Genomic DNA, 16,190 nt, shown 5'->3' on the forward strand with positions numbered 1-16,190 from the left:
GATGGAAGCAGACGATGGTCATACCGCATCCGGAAGCGCCCGAAGCCGAACTGCGCGCGATGATCGACAAGATCCTGAAGTGGTTCGTCGATGAGCACGCGGATCGTGTGCATTGGTTGCAGACGCTGTCGCCACGAGGATTGTTCGATCTTGATGAGCGTCGACGCAGCTGGTGGGCCCCCAATGACGACAGGCTGCTCGCCGGCCTCAACGCCTGCGCAGCGGCACCGCTTGATCTGCAGACGGCGGCACTGTTCCTTGCGGGCTCGGACGGCAATGGTCACACGCGCGAGGCCGCGTTGCAGCGGATGCGCTCGGTACCCAGCCATCTGACTTTGTCCTGCGCCTTGCTCCGCTGCAATGACTGGGTGGCCGAAGTGCGCGTGGTAGCGCGGGATGTCGTGATGTCCCTGCTCGAACAGTGCGCGGTGCACGACGTGCTGAAGGCCTGGCCGATTGCTGTCCGCTTGCGCAATGCACAGCGCGTGCAACGGGAATGGCTCGATGGCGGCCTGTTCGCCTGGCTGTCGTCGCCAGCCGCTCGCCCCGTTCTTGAAGGGCTGCTGGGCCACCCGGACGCGAGAACCCGGCTGGCGGCCTTCACCATCGCCCTGCAGATCCATCCAGACCCGGAGGAACTGCGCTCGCTCGCGCTGCTGGACAACAGCCCGCAAGTCTCGCACCTGGCATTTGCACATCTCTTGGCCAACGGAACGCCTGGGGAGGTCGAGGCGCAATGTGTCATGGCGTTGGCCGCGCCCTCCAGCGGGGTGCGTGCTGCGGCGTTGCGTGCACTGGTCGAACGTAACGTGCCGGGTCTCGATGCATACATCGAAGCTGCAGCATTTGACCGTTCGCGCAGCGTGCGCAGATTGGCGGCGTGGCTGCTTCAGCATCGCCATGCGCCCCCCGCGATCACGTTGTGGCGCGATGAACTTCAGCAGCGTACCCGCGGGCGCTGGCGCGAGGCATTGGCAGCGCTGGGCGATCACGCCGAAGCTGCAGATGCGACCACGCTGCGCGCGTTGCTGCCCCAGGTGTCGGCGCGCCATCGACGCAACTGCCTGCGAGGTTGGCTGCGGGCCGAAGACGGTGCATGTCTGGAGTGGCTGCGTGCCGCACTGGAAGAGCCTGGGCGGACCGTGAACGAGCTGCTGGCTCGTGCGACGCCCCTGTGGGCCGTCGAACTGGATCCGGTCCGGCTGGTGGCGTTCTGCCACGATGGTCCTTCGCACGTGGCACAGGTCGGCCTGCTGAGCCAGTTGCGCAGACTGCCCCTTTGGCAGCACCTCGATCTGCTGCTGGACGTGGTGCCACTGCGCGAGGAGGAGCGAGCTTGGCACCTGCGACTGGTGCAGAACTGGCTTCAGGCGAGCCAGCATTACTCGCCACTGGGGGGCGCCCGCCGCCAGGCTCTGGTCAGCCGGCTTGAAGAGGGCAGGCACACCCTGCCGGAGACCGTCGGCGCGCAGGTGCTGGCAGCCATACGCGAGGCCTGAATGCGTCTCGCCAACCAGCACGATGACTAACGACACATTCGCTATACCGAACTTCGCACTACTGTGGACTTCAACGTAGTGGAGGGCCGGCCATGTCCGAGGACGATGTCCACCTGAAGAAGTTCCAGAAGGAGCTCAGCGCCGGAACCGTGTCGCTGGCCCTGCTGGCGGTGCTGGCCCGGGCCGGGGAGCCGCTGTACGGCTACCTGATCGCCAAGGAGCTGGAGCGCGTGGGCGAGGGCGTGCTGAGCGGCAAGCAGAGCGCGCTGTACCCGGTGCTGCGCAACCTGGAGAGCGCCGGGCTGCTGGAAAGCCATGTGGAACCGTCCAGCAGCGGGCCGCCGCGGCGCTACTACCGCATCAATGAACGTGGCCGCGAGGTGCTGGCGCAATGGCGCCAGGCCTGGCAGGCCACCCGCGATTCCGTCGATTCCGTGTTGGAGGGGGTACCGCAATGAACGACCCGAGCCTGGCAGGCCGAGCCCTGCCGACCACCATCCCGCAGTATCTGGCGCAACTGCGCGCGGCGCTGGAAGGTGCCGATCCGGCGATGGTGCAGGACGCGTTGTACGACGCCGAGGAATACCTGCGCTCGGAGCTGGCCGCGCAGCCCGGCCGAAGCGAGGCCGAGGTGATCGCCGACGTGGCCGGCAGCTATGGCGCGCCGGACGAAGTGGCCGACATCTACCGCGAGACCGAAGTGACAGTGAACCGCGCGCTGCGCACGCCGCGTGCGGATACCGCGCCGGTGCTGCGTGCGGCGGCGGAAGCCAGCGGCGTCGAGCCGGCCTCACCGCCGCCGGCGCCGGTGCAGCGTTCGCTGCTGGCGCGCTTCTTCGGCGTGGTCGCCGATCCGCATACCTACGGCGCGCTGTTCTACATGCTGCTGTCGCTGGCTACCGGCATCTTCTTCTTCACCTGGGTGGTGACCGGCCTGTCATTGTCGCTGGGCCTGCTGATCCTGATCATCGGCATTCCGCTGACCGTGCTGTTCTTCGGCTCGGTGCGCGGGCTGGCGCTGCTGGAAGGGCGGCTGGTGGAAGCGCTGCTGGGCGAGCGCATGCCGCGCCGCCCGCGTTATACCGACCGCAGCCGCACGTGGCTGCAGCGCATCGGCGACATGTTCACCGATGGCCGTACCTGGCTGACCCTGCTGTACTTCGTGCTGATGCTGCCGCTGGGCGTGATCTACTTCACCATCGCGGTGACGTTGCTGTCGCTGTCGCTGAGCCTGATCTGGGCGCCGGTTGCGGCGATCTTCAGTGGCGACATCCCGGGTGTGTACATCAACGACGTGAATGTACTGCCGATGGCGGCCTCGCCGCTGGTGACGATCGCGGTTGCCGCGGCGGGCGCGCTGCTGCTGCTGCTGACGATGCACCTGGCACGCGGCATCGGCAAGCTGCACGGGCTGATTGCCAAGAACCTGCTGGTGCGGTTGTAATGGTCAAGGGTCGGATCCCTGTTCGGAGAACAGGGCTCTGACCCCGGATCCCATCATGCTGGGTCAGAGCCCTTTCCGTTGGAAAGGGATCCGACCCCATGGCGGGGAGTTACCCCGCCTTTCGCCGCAGCGGGGTGACGTTGCTCTTCTTCTTCGCGGCCTTCGCCGCCGGTGCTTCGGCATGGGCGGCGAAGAAGTCACGCACCTTCGGGTACACCACCTCGCGCCAGCGACGACCGCTGAAAATGCCGTAGTGGCCGGCACCTTCGACGATGAAATGCTCACGGCGGTCCGCAGTGATGCCGGTGCACAGCGCCTGCGCGGCTTCGGTCTGGCCGAGACCGGCGATATCGTCCAGCTCGCCTTCGATGCTCAGCAGCGCGGTATCACGGATCGCTGACGGATCGACCTTCTCGCCGTTGACCACCCACTCGCCACGCGGCAGCAGGAAGTCCTGGAACACCACGGAAATCGTATCCAGGTAGTACTTGGCCGGCATGTCCAGCACGGCGTTGTACTCGTCGTAGAAACGACGGTGCGCATCGGCGTCTTCCAGGTCGCCCTTGACCAGGTCGGTGTAGAAATCCCAGTGCGAGCTGAAATGGCGGCTGGGGTTCATCGACAGGAAGCCGGCGTGCTGCAGGAAGCCCGGGTACACGCGGCGACCGGCGCCGGGATAGCTGGCCGGCACCGTGTGGATGACGTTGTTCTCGAACCACGACAGCGGGTTCTGCGTGGCCAGGTTGTTCACTGCGGTCGGGCTGCAGCGCGCATCGATCGGGCCACCCATCATCACCAGCGTGCGCGGCGTCGGTTCGCCACGGCTGGCCATCAGCGAAACCGCGGCCAGCACCGGTACGGTCGGCTGGCACACGCTGACCACGTGCAGGCGTTCGACGCCCAGATGGCGGATGAACTCCTGGATATAGGCGATGTAATCGTCCAGGCCGAACTCGCCTTCGCTGGACGGCACCATGCGCGCGTCGACCCAGTCGGTGACGTATACGCGGTGGTCGCGCAGCAGCGTGCGCACGGTATCGCGCAGCAGCGTGGCGTGGTGGCCGGACAGCGGCGCAACGACCAGCACGAACGGCTGGTTGAGCATCGTGTGCAGCTGGTCGGCTTCATTGCTGTGGCGCTTGAAGCGCAGCAGCTTGCAGAACGGCTTGCTCACTTCCTCGTGCACGACGATCGGCACGCGCTCGCCGTCGACCTCGATTTCGTTGATGCCCCACTCGGGCTTCTCGTAATCCTTGCCGATGCGGTGGAACAGCTCATTGACCGCCGCCAGGCGATCAGCGCCGGGCATCTGCGACCACCAGTGGCCCGGGTTGGCGAAGAATTTGGCGTTGGCCTGGGCCTGGTGCACCCAGGGGGCGAGCAGGTTGCGGGTCAGTTCGTGCAGTTGATAGAGCATGACGACCGATATGTATGGTCATATGTTGCCGCGCAGCATATCCCATCCGGGTGTCCCGCAGGTTAAGTTGGCTGAAAATAATGAATCCGGATTCACATCCGTTCCAGCGCGGCGGCATCGCCTGCCAGGGCGGGGCCCAGCCAGCAGTGCGACCCTACCGGCTGCAGGCCGTGCCGGGCCAGCGTCCGCCGATACCAGCGTGCTGGGCGGGCCTGGAAGCCGTCGTGGTCGCCTTCGAACGCGTCCTCGGCGGCGAAGGTCTCCAGGAAGGCCACACCGCCGGTCAGCTCGGCCACGCCGGCCAGGCCGGCGCGCAGCTCGCGGTCGGGCACGTAGTGCATCACGTCCGAACACACCAGCAGGTCGACCGGGGCGCAGGGCCGCAGCCAGGCGAAGTCGCCGAAGCTGGCCAGGTGCAGGTTGCGGGTGCGGCCGTAGCGGCGCACAGCGTACTCGCTGCTGTCGAAGCCCAGGTATTCGACCTTCGGACGCAGCTTCAGCAGCGGTGCGCGCCAGGCGCCTTCGCCGCAGCCGATGTCCAGCACACTGCGGATCGGTCGTTCCAGGTAGTACTCGGCACTGGCCACGGCCAACGCGACCTTGCGCGCCAGGCGGGCGCTGCCGCCGATGTCGGCGCGGCGGTACCAGCGTTGGAAGTAGGCGGCGTCGTAGGTCTTGTCCATGGGGCGGTGCGCGGTCGGGGGAAACGGCGCCTATCGTACGGCGTTGCGCCCCCGGGTGTGGCGGACCCGCAGTAGAGCCACGCCACGCATGGCTGTCCTGATGCGGCGATTGGACGCGGCAGCCACCCATGAGGTGGCTCTACTGCGACAATAGGCGCCCATCTACGCCAGCCGCCGGAGCGAGCGCATGCAGAGCTACTACTGGGTCAAGACCTTCCACATCGTGTTCGTGGTGGCGTGGATGGCCACGGTGTTCTACCTGCCGCGCATCCTGGTCAATCTGGCCGAGACCGCAGGCCAGCCGGCGGTGACCGAGCGCCTGCAGCTGATGGGCCTGCGCCTGTACCGTTTCGGCCACTCGATGTTCGGCCTGGCCTTTGTGCTGGGCCTGGTGCTGTGGCTGGGCTACAAGGTCATCCCGGATTTCCCGACCATGGTCGCGCCGGGCGGCGCTGGCTGGCTGCACGCCAAGCTGGGCCTGGTGGTGGTGCTGCTGGTGTATTTCAGCTGGATCGGCCGTCTGTTGAAGGGCGTGGCCAAGGGCAGGGCGCTGCCGTCGTCGCGCGCGCTGCGCTGGATCAACGAGATCCCGCTGCTGGCGTTCATTCCGATCGTGTGGCTGGTGCTGGCCAAGCCGTTCTGAACGGGGCGCGCAGCGCATCGCACAGATGCATCCACGCATGGCGTGGATCTACTGGGTGCAGCTGTGGCTTTTGATGTTCAGGTCCGCCATGAGCGAGCCGAGCATCGCAGGTGAAACAGGGGCGAAGAGGCGCCGATGTCTGAGCGCAGCGAGTTCGGCGCCGTCCCCTGATTCACCGAGAAGCGCAGGGAACCGGTGCATAGCACCGGTTCGCGTTCGGCGGCGTGTTCTTTGGTTACTTTCTTGCATGAGCAAGAAAGTATCAAGCCGATGAATCAGGCCGCTTCGTACGTGCCGTAGCTGCGCAGGCGGGTGTAGCGCTGCTCCAGCAGCTGTTCGGTGGACAGCTTGTCCAGCGCGTCCAGTTCGTTCAGCAGCACGGCCTTCAGGCGCTTGGCCATCTGGGTCGGATTGCGGTGGGCGCCGCCGGTGGGCTCGCGCACGACCTTGTCGACCAGGCCCAGGCTCTTCAGGCGCGGCGCGGTCAGGCCCAGCTGCTCGGCGGCTTCCTTGGCCTTGCCGGCGTCCTTCCACAGGATCGAGGCGCAGCCTTCCGGGGTGATGGTCGAGTACACCGCGTATTCCAGCATCACGGTGCGGTCGCCCACGCCCAGCGCCAGCGCGCCGCCGGAGCCGCCTTCACCGATCACGGTGCAGATGATCGGCACCTTCAGCTCGGCCATCTCGATCAGGTTGCGCGCGATCGCTTCGGACTGGCCGCGCGATTCGGCGTCGATACCCGGCCAGGCACCGGCGGTGTCGATCAGGGTCAGCACCGGCAGGCCGAAGCGCTCGGCCATCTTCATCAGGCGCAGCGCCTTGCGGTAGCCCTCCGGCTTGGGCATGCCGAAGTTGCGCTTGATCTTTTCCTTGGTGTCGCGACCCTTCTGGTGGCCGATCACCATTACCGCGCGGCCATTGATGCGGGCCAGGCCGCCCATGATCGCCTTGTCGTCGGCGAAGGCGCGGTCACCGGCCAGCTCCTGGAACTCATCGAACATGACGCGGATGTAGTCGGCGGTGTACGGACGCGACGGGTGCCGGGCCAGCTGCAGCACCTGCCACGAGGTCAGGTTGCGGAAGATCTGCGCGGTGCGCATGCGCAGCTTGTCCTGCAGCGCGTGCACTTCCGCCTCGACATTGACCGCCGGCCCGGCACTGGCGTTGCGCAGTTCCTGGATCTTGGCTTCCAGGTCGGCGATGGGTTGCTCGAAGTCGAGGTAGTTCGGATTCATCGGAAGCCGTCGTGTAAAGAAGGGGGCAATTCTAGCCGAATGCGTGCAAACCACCCGTACGCCTTCGTCTGGAAGGCGACGGTAGCGCAGCCGGGCAGGCGGCGCCAGTCAGCTCAGGGCACCACCAGGGCACTGCGGCCCATCAACTGGCTGCGCTGGGAAACGAAGTCGTTGTAGGCCTCGTTGGCCTCCCGGCCCAGGCCGCTGCCCAGGGTGGCAGTGGCCGAGGTGAAGGCCATCTGCGCAGCGAAGTCCTGCTTGCGCAGGGCCTTCTGTTCATCGGCGGTGGTGGCCTTCAGCCATCGCGCGTAGACCTCGCGAAGCGGCGCGGCATGCGCCTCGAAGGCCGGTGCCAGCGCCGGCAGGCTGGCCGGTGCCGGTTCAAGGCTGTATGCCGGGGCCACGTAGCCGGCCGGCTGTTCGCGCTTGAACGCGCCCGGCTCGCCCATGCCTTCCTCGACGTAGGCGATGAAATCCGGTGCCGTGAACACCTTGGCGACGATCTGGCCACCACTGGAATCGACGTGGGCGACCACCTTTTCCTTCGGGAACGGTTCGCGCACGCCGTAGGTCCAGGTCTTGTCGATGAACAGTTCGTGGTGCTTCTCGAAGGGGCCCTCGAAGTCGACGCCGCCCAGCTCGATGCCAGCCTTGCCGGTGCCGAAGTTCTTCAGCTTGCTCTCGTCGGTGACGTAGACCTCGCGTGCGATCACGTATTCGCTCAGGGTCGGGTTGATCAGGCCGCCACGACCGTCGACGTAGACGATGAAGCGCACGTCGCCGAGCGTGTCGGTATGCAGGCGATGCTCGCCAACGGCCAGCGAGACCGGGCGCGAGCCGTGCGCGGCCACCGGCAGGTCCTGGCCGTCGATGCTCAGCGCCAGCGGCGTGTCGGTCGGGTTGTCGATCTGGAACTCGATCTTCGACGGCGAGCAGGCGGCCAGCGCCAGTGCGGCAACGAACGGGAACAGCAGGGTCTTCATTGGCGATCGTCCTTGATGTCTGGAACGGAAAATTGGAACACGAAGCAGCCAGCCTCAGCTGGCCCACGGCGGGCTGTAGCGCACCTTCAGCGTACGTACGGCGGGGTCGGCGCGCAGCGCCTCCATCAGCTTGGAATCGATGCGCACTGCGCTTTGCCCGGAGACATCCAGCATGCCGGCGACACCGCCGTGCGGGCCCTTCAGCAGCAGGTCCAGGCGCAGCGGCGTCCGCCCCGGGCGATGGCGGTCGAGCAGGGCATTGATGCGCTCCCAGACCGGGCGCTGCTGGCGCAGGTCCAGGCGCAACGACAGCCGCGTGGCGTAGTTGGCGCAGACTTCGTCGAAGTCCCAGCACTGGCGGATGCGCAGTGCGTAGCCGCCGTTGAATTCGTCCTCGCGCAGGCCGCCCTTGACCACCAGGATGCGGTCCTTGGTCATCAGGTGGCCGAACTCGGCCATCGCATCGGAGAACGCGCTGCACTCCACGCGGCCGCGACCGTCCTCCAGCTGGATGAAGATCTGGCTCTCACCCTTGCGGCGCACGCCGACCACCTGGCCGGCCAGCACGGTCTGCACTTCCGGGCGCCAGCGCTTCTCGCCTCCACCGCCGCCGCCGCCGCTGTTGGCGCTCCAGATCTTCTCCACCGAACCCAGGTCGTTGCCGACCAGGTCGCGCACATCGTCGCGCCAGGGATCGAACGGGTGGCCGCTGAGGTAGAAGCCCAGCGTGTCGCGCTCGCCGTTGAGGCGCTGCAGCAGCGGCCATTCTTCGGCTTCGGGCAGGTCCAGCTGGATCGACACGGTGCTCGGATCGGGCCCGCCAAACAGCGAATTCTGCCCGGACGCACGCTCGCGTGCCATCTGGTCGGTGGCCTTGATCACTTCCGGCAGCTGCAGCATCAGCGAGGCACGGTTGCGGCCGAGCTCATCGAGCGCGCCACAGTTGATCATCGCTTCCAACGTGCGCCGGTTGAGCTTGGCCGAGCCGACGCGGGTGCAGAAGTCCAGCAGATCCTTGAACGGTCCGCCCTTCAGTCGTTCCTCGACCACCGCTTCGCAGGCGCCCTGGCCGACGCCCTTGATCGCGCCCAGGCCGTACTGGATCGTGTCCGGTGTGACCGCTTCGAACATGAAGGCCGACTGGTTCACCTTCGGCGGCAGCACGGTCAGGCCGAGGTTGCGCACCTCGTCGAGGAAGCCGACCACCTTGTCGGTGTTGTCCAGGTCCGAAGACAGCGTGGCCGCCATGAACTCGGCCGGGTAATGGCGCTTCAGCCAGGCGGTCTGGTAGCTGACCAGTGCGTATGCAGCGGCGTGCGACTTGTTGAAGCCATAGCCGGCGAACTTCTCCATCAGGTCGAAGATTTCGTCGGCCTTGGGGCCGTCGACGCCGCCCTTGGCTGCGCCTTCGCGGAAGATCTCGCGGTGCTTGGCCATTTCCGCCGGCACCTTCTTGCCCATCGCGCGTCGCAGCAGGTCAGCGCCGCCCAGTGAGTAGCCGCCGACGATCTGCGCCATCTGCATCACCTGCTCCTGGTACACCATGATGCCGTAGGTGTCCTTCAGGATCGCTTCGGTGCGCGGATCGGGATAGATGATTTCTTCCTGGCCGTGCTTGCGCGCGTTGAAGGAGGGAATCAGGTCCATCGGGCCGGGGCGATACAGCGACACCAGCGCGATCAGGTCTTCGAAGCGGTCGGGGCGCGCGTCCTTCAGCAGGCGGCGCATGCCCGAGGATTCGAACTGGAACACCGCGCCGGTGTTGCCATTGGCGAAGATGTCCTTGTAGGTGGGCGCATCGTCGAGCGGGATCGCGGCAATGTCGACCGGCGGAATGCCCGCGCGTTCGTGGCGCTTGTTGATCGCCTTCACCGCCCAGTCGATGATGGTCAGCGTGCGCAGGCCGAGGAAGTCGAACTTCACCAGGCCCACTTCTTCCACGTCGTTCTTGTCGAACTGGGTGACCGGGTTCTTGCCGAGCCCATTTTCGTCGTGTTCTGCGTACAGCGGGCAGAACTCGCTCAGCGGCTCGGGCCCGATCACCACGCCACCAGCGTGCTTGCCGGCGTTGCGGGTCAGGTCTTCCAGTTGCAGCGCCAGGTCGATCAGGTCGCGGACATCGTCCTCGGTCTCGTAGCGCTGGATCAGTTCCGGCGAGGCCATTTCCGAGCTCGGGCCTTCCTTGCCCTTGCCCAGCGCATCCTTCAGGTGGATGCCCAGGATGTTGGGGATCAGCTTGGAAACGCCATCCACCAGGCCGTACGGGAACCCGAGCACGCGGCCGGAGTCGCGCACCACCGCCTTGGCGGCCATGGTGCCGTAGGTGATGATCTGGCTGACGCGCTCGCGCCCGTACTTGCGGGCGACGTAGTCGATCACCTCGTCGCGGCGGTCCATGCAGAAGTCGATGTCGAAGTCGGGCATCGACACGCGTTCGGGATTGAGGAATCGCTCGAACAGCAGGTTGTACGGCAGCGGGTCCAGGTCGGTGATCTTCAGCGCCCATGCCACCAGCGAACCGGCACCCGAACCACGGCCGGGACCGATCGGAATGCCCTGGTTCTTGCCCCACTGGATGAAGTCGGCCACGATCAGGAAGTAGCCGGGGAAGCCCATCTTGATGATGGTGTTGAGCTCGAACTCCAGGCGCTCGAAGTACTCCTCACGGGTCTTGCCCGGCGCCAGCGGATTCTTCTCCAGGCGCTCTTCCAGGCCGTCGCGCGACATCTTCTGGATCCAGGTGTCCAGGGTCTCGTCGTCGGGCACCGGGTAGTTGGGCAGGAAGTAGGTGCCCAGCCGCATCTCGATGTTGCAGCGCTCGGCCAGCGCCAGCGTGTTGTCGATCGCATCGGGGATGTCGGCGAACAGCGCGCACATCTCCTCGGCCGACTTCAGGTACTGCTGGTCGCTGTACTCGCGCGGACGCTTGGGATCGTCCAGCACGCGGCCGGTGGAAATGCACACGCGCGCTTCGTGCGCGCTGAAATCCGACGGCGACAGGAAGCGCACGTCGTTGCTGGCCACCACCGGCAGGCCGCGCTGGCCAGCGGCCATCAGCGCGAACTGGTTGAAGGTTTCCTCGCCCTCGCGGCCGGTACGGGTCAGCTCCAGGTGCAGGCCATCGCCGAATACGCGCTGCCAGTCGGCCAGCTGCTGCTCGGCCAGTTCATGCTTGCCGTCCAGTGCCAGGCGCCCGGCCAGGCTCTGCCGGCCGGCCAGCGCGAACAGGTTGGCGTTGCCGGCCTTCAGCCAGTCCGGGTGGATGGCCACACCGCCTTCCGGGCGATGGCCTTCCATCCAGGCGCGGGTCAGCAGCCGCGACAGGCTCAGGTAGCCCTCGCGGTCGCGGCACAGCAGGGTCATCCGCCACGGGTCCTGGCCTTCCTCGGCGATCAGCACGTCGGCACCGGCGATCGGCTTGATGCCCACGCCTTCGGCCGCCTTGTAGAACTTGACCAGGGCGAACAGGTTGTTGAGATCGGTCACCGCCAGCGCGGGCAGGCCGAGCTCCACCGAGCGCGACAGCAGGTTGGCCTGCTTGGCCTTCTTCGGGTCCGCCTGGTCCGGCTTGGCCGGCACGCGGATGGTCGAGTCCGCCAGCGAGAACTCGGTGTGGACGTGGAGATGTACGAAGCGGGAGTTGGACATGCCGGACCAGGTTGGAGCGCGCGGGCCCCGGGTGCTGACGGAGGTTCGTCGCCGGGGTCGGGAAGCGCTGGAATGCCCGGTCAGGGTAGCGAGGGCAGGGGGTTGCCACAAGGCTTGACAGGGGCACGGCGTGGCGCCGGATTCAGGCGTGCGGGAGGCCGCCTCCTGTAGCGCCGAGCAGGCTCAGGCGATGGCCGCGACAGCCGGCGCTTCCAGGCACTCGCGCACCGGGGCGAAGCTGCGCCGGTGCTCCACGCAGGGGCCGTGCTCGCGCAGGGCGGCCAGGTGGGCCGGAGTGCCATAGCCCTTGTGCTGCTCGAACCCATACTGGGGGTGGCGGGCGTGCACGTCCTGCATGTAGCGATCGCGCGAGACCTTGGCCAGGATCGAGGCGGCCATGATCGCGCGGTCGATGCCATCGCCGCCGACCAGCGCCTGCGCCGGCAGTACCAGGCCCTTGGGCACCACGTTGCCGTCGATGCGGGCGAAGCCGGCCACGTGGGCGACCGCTGCAACGACGTCACGCATGCCCTGCAGGGTGGCCTGGTAGATGTTCAGGCGGTCGATGGTGTCCACGTCCACCAGCACCACATGCCAGGCCAGGGCGCGCTCGACGATGCGGTCATGCAGCTGCTCGCGGCGGGCAGCGGTCAACTGCTTGGAATCATCCAGGCCGTTGATCCGTGGCCGTGACGGATCGAATACCACCGCCGCCACCGCCACCGGCCCGGCCAGCGGGCCACGCCCGGCCTCGTCGACACCGGCGACCAGGCGCTTCGGCTCGACCACTGCCGTACCGTCAAACAGGGCCAGGCTTGCTGCTGCGGCGTGGCGGCGGCTCATGCCTGCGCCTGGTCGCGCATCAGCAGCTCGCCGACGGCATCGGCGGCACGCGCCGAGGCGTTGCGTCGCAGTCGCTCGTGCAGGCGCACATAAGTGTCCTGCAGGTCGATCACCCGCTGCGGGTGGTCGAACCACTGCTGGATGGCCGCGGCCAGCCTGTCCGGCGTGCAGTCGTGCTGCATCAGCTCCGGTGCCAGGTCCTGGCCGGCCAGGATGTTGGGCAGGGCGAAGCGGTCGACCTTGATCAGGCCAAGCGCCTTGACCAGTCGATAGGTCAGTTCGTTGACGCGGTAACCGACCACCATCGGCCGCTTCACCAGCATGGCTTCCAGGGTCGCGGTGCCGGAGGCCAGCACCACCACGTCGGCGGCGATCATCGCGTTGCGCGCCTGGCCGTCAAGCACGTGCGAGTAGGCCACCGGCAGCGCCGAGCGCGACAGCTGTTCTTCGATCAGCTGCCTGCAGGCCGGGTTGGCGGCAGGCACCACCACATGCAGGCCCGGAATGCGTTCGGAGACCTGCCAGGCGGCTTCGAAGAACGGTTCGCCCAGGCGCGAGATCTCGCCGAGGCGGCTGCCCGGCAACACCGCCAGCACCTTGGCCGAGGCCGGCAGGCCGAGCGCGGCGCGTGCTTCCTCGCGGTTGCCTTGCAGCGGAATGTCATCGGCCATCGGGTGGCCGACGAAGCGCGCGTCGATGCCGTGCCGGGCATAGATCGGCGGCTCCATCGGGAACAGGCACAGCACCAGGTCGGCGCTGCTGCCGATTTTCTCGGCGCGCTTTTCGCGCCAGGCCCAGACCGACGGGCTGACGTAATGCACGGTGCGCACGCCACGCTGCTTCAGCCAGCGCTCGATGCCCAGGTTGAAGTCGGGGGCGTCGATGCCGATGAACACGTCCGGCTGCCAGTCCAGCGCACGCTGGCGGAACGCCGAGCGCAGCTTGAGCAGGCGCGGCAGGTGGCGCAGCACTTCGGTCAGGCCCATCACCGCCAGCTCGCTGGCATCGTGCCAGGTCTGGCAGCCGGCGCTGCGCATGGCATCGCCGCCGATACCGGCGAACTCGGCATTCGGGAAGCGTGCCTTCAGTTCACGCACCAGGCCCGCACCGAGCAGGTCGCCGGAGGCTTCGCCGGCAACCAGCGCGATCCGCAACGGGCGCTCGCTGAGCACCCGCTGCGCGGGAACGCTGCCGGCCATCGAGGCCAGCGGGATCACCGCGGCGCCGGCCGGCGCCTGGCCGGTCGAGCTGCTCATCGCAGCAGGGGCCTCTCGGCGTGCTCGATGAAGTCCAGCATCGCCTTCACGTCGTCGCTGTCACGCGCCTGTTCGGTCAGCTGCACCTTGGCCTCTGCCAGCGGCAGGCCCGCGACGTACAGCGTGCGGTACGCACGCTTGATGGCCGAAATGCGGTCAGCGTCAAAGCCGCGCCGCTTCAGGCCTTCGCTGTTGATGCCACGCGGGCGTCCCAGCGAATCGGTGCCGACCATGGTGAACGGCGGTACGTCACCATTGGTCAGCGCGCCCATGCCGAGGAAGGCATGCGCGCCGATGCGGCAGAACTGGTGGGCACCGGCGAAGCCGCTGATGATCACGTAGTCGCCCACGGTCACATGGCCGGCCAGAGTGGTGTTGTTGGAGAACACGCAGAAGTTGCCGACATGGCAGTCGTGTGCCACGTGCGTGTAGGCCAGCATCCAGTTGTCGTTGCCGATGGTGGTGATGCCGCCGCCGCCGCCGGTGCCACGGTTGAGCGTGACGAACTCGCGGAACACGTTGCGATCGCCGATCACCAGTTCGGTGCGCTCGCCGCCGAACTTCTTGTCCTGCGGCTCGCCACCGATCGCGGCATGGCCGACGAAGCGGTTGTCGCGGCCGATCCGGGTCGGGCCGTGGATGCTGCAATGGGGGCCCACCACCGTGCCGGCACCGATTTCAACGTCGGGGCCGATCAGGGTGAAGGCGCCCACCTGGACATCGTCAGCCAGGCGTGCGGCCGGGTCGATGACGGCGGTAGGGTGGATCCGCGGTGCGTTGTCAGTCATTGCTGCCTCCAGTGGATCAGCCCTTGGCGCCGGCACACATGACCTCGGCCGACGCGACGACTTCGCCGTTGACCTTGGCTTCGCCGTAGTACCAGCCCATGTTGCGGATCAGGCGCTTCATCTGCACGTCCAGCATCAGCACGTCACCGGGCACGACCTGCTTGTTGAAGCGGGCGTTTTCCACCTTGACCATGTAGAACAGCTTGGACTGCGCATCGCGGCCGAGCGTGAGCTGGGTCATGACGCCGCCAGCCTGCGCCAGCGCTTCGATGATCAGCACCCCGGGCATGATCGGGCGGCCCGGGAAGTGGCCCTGGAAGAACGGCTCGTTGATGCTGACGTTCTTCTGCGCCAGGATCCGCTTGGCCTCGACGTCGAGTTCAAGCACCCGGTCCACCAGCAGGAACGGGTAGCGGTGCGGAAGCAGTTCCTGGATCTGGCAGACGTCGATCGGAAGCTGCAGCGAATCGTTCATTCTTTCTCCTTGCCAGCAGCCAGAACGCGGCGAGCCAATGCGTCCAGCTGCTTGAAGCGCGCGGCGTTCTTGCGCCACGTGCGGTTGTCGGTCAATGGGGTGCCGGACGAATACTCGCCCGGCTCATGGATGGAGTTGCGGACCACCGACTTGCCGGTGATCACGACCTTGTCGCAGATCTCGAGGTGGCCGACCACGCCAACGTGGCCGCCGAGGAGGCAGTAGCGGCCGATCTTGGCGCTGCCGGCGATGCCGGTGCAGCCGGCAATGGCCGAGTGCGCGCCGATCTGCACGTTGTGCGCGATCTGCACCAGGTTGTCCAGGCGCACGTCTTCGTCCAGCACGGTGTCTTCCAGCGCACCACGGTCGACGCAGGTGTTGGCGCCGATCTCGCAGTCATCGCCGATGCGGACGCCGCCGAGCTGCGGCACCTTGATCCACTTGCCGGCGTCCATCGCCAGGCCGAAGCCATCGGCGCCGAGTACGGCACCGGGATGCACGCGCACGCGCTTGCCCAGCCTGACCCGGGTGACCAGGGTGACCCGTGCGATCAGCTCACAGCCGGAATCCAGGCTGCAGTCCTCGCCGATCACGCTGCCGGTGCCGATGATGCAGTTCTCGCCGACGACGCTGCGCGCACCCACTGAGACGAACGGGCCGATATGGGCGCTGGCCGCGACCTGGGCGCTGGGATCGATCACCGCGCTGGGGTGAATGCCCGGCGGGCGGGTCGGCGCGATGTCGAACAGCGCGGCGATCTTGGCGAAGGTGGTGTACGGGTCCTTGGCGACGAGCGCGGCGCCGGGAGCGGACTCGGCGTCGTCGGCACGCAGCACCACCAGCGAGGCCTGGCTGTCGGCCAGCTGGGCGCGGTAGCGCGGGTTGGCAAGGAAGGTCAGCTGGCCAGGACCGGCATGGGCGAGGGTAGCCACGCCATGGATGGCGGTAGCGGGATCGCCATGGACCTGCAGGCCGAACTGCTCGGCGAGTTGCTGGGCGGTGTAGGTGGGAGTATTCACGGCGGGAGTTTAACGTGTGGCGCCATTTCGGTCATGCGGTGGGGCATATGCAGCCAACGGCAGGGCCCCTCACGGCCGGCAGAGCCAGTGTCATGGGCTGGGTCGGACGGGGCGGGGCTGCGGGGGGCGGCGCAAGTACGTCCATGTAGCCTTGGTCGCCGCATCCATGCGGCTCACTGATCTGGCCCCCCGTCAGCGGACGCCAAGAAGCGATACTTTGATCGCACTTGGAGGTCCCTTATGTCCCGTATCACCCG

13 protein-coding genes and 1 pseudogene are annotated in these 16,190 nt (G+C 67.0%); 4 read left to right on the forward strand and 10 right to left on the reverse strand.

Translation table 11 applies throughout. The annotated features are described in order from the left end of the window. Nucleotides 1-14: 14 nt before the first annotated feature. The 3 genes from PEM_RS04725 (at nucleotide 15) to PEM_RS04735 (ending at nucleotide 2,943) form a co-directional block, all read left to right on the forward strand. The gene (locus tag PEM_RS04725) at nucleotides 15-1,499 is read left to right on the forward strand and encodes a hypothetical protein (RefSeq protein WP_111127910.1); all 1,485 of its coding nucleotides are present in this window, start codon (nucleotides 15-17) and stop codon (nucleotides 1,497-1,499) included. Nucleotides 1,500-1,591: 92 nt separating this feature from the next. Then, nucleotides 1,592-1,957 (forward strand): PadR family transcriptional regulator, encoded by a 366-nt coding sequence (locus tag PEM_RS04730; RefSeq protein WP_111127909.1) that lies wholly within the window; start codon nucleotides 1,592-1,594, stop codon nucleotides 1,955-1,957. Next, nucleotides 1,954-2,943, forward strand: coding sequence for a sensor domain-containing protein (locus PEM_RS04735; protein WP_111127907.1), 990 nt, complete (start codon nucleotides 1,954-1,956; stop codon nucleotides 2,941-2,943). Before PEM_RS04730 ends, PEM_RS04735 begins: the two co-directional genes overlap by 4 nt. A 109-nt stretch (nucleotides 2,944-3,052) precedes the next feature. On the opposite strand, the gene phaZ is transcribed toward PEM_RS04735, so the two are convergent. Both phaZ and PEM_RS04745 read right to left on the reverse strand, forming a co-directional pair. After that, nucleotides 3,053-4,360 (reverse strand): polyhydroxyalkanoate depolymerase, encoded by a 1,308-nt coding sequence (phaZ, locus tag PEM_RS04740; protein ID WP_111127906.1) that lies wholly within the window; start codon nucleotides 4,358-4,360, stop codon nucleotides 3,053-3,055. A gap of 92 nt (nucleotides 4,361-4,452) precedes the next feature. Continuing rightward, complete coding sequence (locus tag PEM_RS04745; RefSeq protein ID WP_005415837.1) at nucleotides 4,453-5,043, reverse strand: class I SAM-dependent methyltransferase; 591 nt, start codon at nucleotides 5,041-5,043, stop codon at nucleotides 4,453-4,455. 187 nt (nucleotides 5,044-5,230) lie between these two features. Here PEM_RS04745 and PEM_RS04750 point away from each other — a divergent pair, with 187 nt between their 5' ends. Continuing rightward, a complete protein-coding gene (locus PEM_RS04750; RefSeq protein ID WP_053497082.1) occupies nucleotides 5,231-5,686 on the forward strand; it encodes a CopD family protein in 456 nt (151 codons plus the stop codon). Nucleotides 5,687-5,961: 275 nt separating this feature from the next. Here the strand turns inward: PEM_RS04750 and PEM_RS04755 are convergent, their stop codons facing one another. From PEM_RS04755 to lpxD, 8 genes and pseudogenes are all read right to left on the reverse strand, one after another. Further along, nucleotides 5,962-6,921, reverse strand: a complete 960-nt coding sequence (locus PEM_RS04755) for an acetyl-CoA carboxylase carboxyltransferase subunit alpha (protein ID WP_019659134.1) — start codon at nucleotides 6,919-6,921, stop codon at nucleotides 5,962-5,964. A 113-nt stretch (nucleotides 6,922-7,034) separates the two neighbouring features. Beyond that, on the reverse strand, nucleotides 7,035-7,904 hold the full coding sequence (locus tag PEM_RS04760) for a hypothetical protein (RefSeq protein ID WP_095378992.1): 870 nt from the start codon (nucleotides 7,902-7,904) through the stop codon (nucleotides 7,035-7,037). A 54-nt stretch (nucleotides 7,905-7,958) separates the two neighbouring features. Then, nucleotides 7,959-11,552, reverse strand: a complete 3,594-nt coding sequence (dnaE, locus tag PEM_RS04765) for a DNA polymerase III subunit alpha (protein WP_065177437.1) — start codon at nucleotides 11,550-11,552, stop codon at nucleotides 7,959-7,961. A 183-nt stretch (nucleotides 11,553-11,735) separates the two neighbouring features. After that, nucleotides 11,736-12,395 (reverse strand): ribonuclease HII, encoded by a 660-nt coding sequence (locus tag PEM_RS04770; protein ID WP_111127904.1) that lies wholly within the window; start codon nucleotides 12,393-12,395, stop codon nucleotides 11,736-11,738. Further along, a pseudogene (gene lpxB, locus PEM_RS04775) lies at nucleotides 12,392-13,555 on the reverse strand (lipid-A-disaccharide synthase); the annotation flags it as partial. The pseudogene lpxB and the gene PEM_RS04770, both read right to left, overlap by 4 nt. A 92-nt stretch (nucleotides 13,556-13,647) precedes the next feature. Next, nucleotides 13,648-14,439, reverse strand: coding sequence for an acyl-ACP--UDP-N-acetylglucosamine O-acyltransferase (gene lpxA / locus PEM_RS04780; RefSeq protein ID WP_005415844.1), 792 nt, complete (start codon nucleotides 14,437-14,439; stop codon nucleotides 13,648-13,650). A 16-nt stretch (nucleotides 14,440-14,455) separates the two neighbouring features. Further along, a complete protein-coding gene (fabZ, locus tag PEM_RS04785; RefSeq protein ID WP_005415845.1) occupies nucleotides 14,456-14,914 on the reverse strand; it encodes a 3-hydroxyacyl-ACP dehydratase FabZ in 459 nt (152 codons plus the stop codon). Next, a complete protein-coding gene (gene lpxD / locus PEM_RS04790) occupies nucleotides 14,911-15,933 on the reverse strand; it encodes a UDP-3-O-(3-hydroxymyristoyl)glucosamine N-acyltransferase (RefSeq protein ID WP_065177436.1) in 1,023 nt (340 codons plus the stop codon). The genes fabZ and lpxD overlap by 4 nt, the downstream gene beginning before the upstream one ends. Between the last annotated feature and the right edge of the window lie 257 nt (nucleotides 15,934-16,190).

It is taken from the genome of Stenotrophomonas sp. Pemsol, from assembly GCF_003586545.1.
GTDB lineage: Bacteria > Pseudomonadota > Gammaproteobacteria > Xanthomonadales > Xanthomonadaceae > Stenotrophomonas > Stenotrophomonas sepilia.